The organism is Streptococcus suis, from assembly GCF_002960625.1.
Classification (GTDB): Bacteria; Bacillota; Bacilli; order Lactobacillales; family Streptococcaceae; genus Streptococcus; species Streptococcus suis_T.
Genome location: NZ_POJH01000053.1, coordinates 1 through 941, shown reverse-complemented (window position 1 = coordinate 941; position 941 = coordinate 1). Strand labels below are relative to the sequence as shown.

At 31.9% G+C, this 941-nt stretch carries 1 protein-coding gene; it reads left to right on the top strand.

The annotated features are described in order from the left end of the window. The first annotated feature begins 186 nt into the window (after positions 1-186). Positions 187-924, top strand: a complete 738-nt coding sequence (gene erm(B), locus C1G49_RS10410; protein WP_105109593.1) for a 23S rRNA (adenine(2058)-N(6))-methyltransferase Erm(B) — start codon at positions 187-189, stop codon at positions 922-924. The last annotated feature ends 17 nt before the right edge of the window (positions 925-941 follow it).

Here is a 941-nt window from a genome sequence, read left to right as displayed (position 1 = left end):
ATGTAGATAAAACATCTACTGTTTTGAAACAGACTAAAAACAGTGATTACGCAGATAAATAAATACGTTAGATTAATTCCTACCAGTGACTAATCTTATGACTTTTTAAACAGATAACTAAAATTACAAACAAATCGTTTAACTTCTGTATTTGTTTATAGATGTAATCACTTCAGGAGAGATTACATGAACAAAAATATAAAATATTCTCAAAACTTTTTAACGAGTGAAAAAGTACTCAACCAAATAATAAAACAATTGAATTTAAAAGAAACCGATACCGTTTACGAAATTGGAACAGGTAAAGGGCATTTAACGACGAAACTGGCTAAAATAAGTAAACAGGTAACGTCTATTGAATTAGACAGTCATCTATTCAACTTATCGTCAGAAAAATTAAAACTGAATACTCGTGTCACTTTAATTCACCAAGATATTCTACAGTTTCAATTCCCTAACAAACAGAGGTATAAAATTTTTGGGAATATTCCTTACCATTTAAGCACACAAATTATTAAAAAAGTGGTTTTTGAAAGCCATGCGTCTGACATCTATCTGATTGTTGAAGAAGGATTCTACAAGCGTACCTTGGATATTCACCGAACACTAGGGTTGCTCTTGCACACTCAAGTCTCGATTCAGCAATTGCTTAAGCTGCCAGCGGAATGCTTTCATCCTAAACCAAAAGTAAACAGTGTCTTAATAAAACTTACCCGCCATACCACAGATGTTCCAGATAAATATTGGAAGCTATATACGTACTTTGTTTCAAAATGGGTCAATCGAGAATATCGTCAACTGTTTACTAAAAATCAGTTTCATCAAGCAATGAAACACGCCAAAGTAAACAATTTAAGTACCGTTACTTATGAGCAAGTATTGTCTATTTTTAATAGTTATCTATTATTTAACGGGAGGAAATAATTCTATGAGTCGCTTTT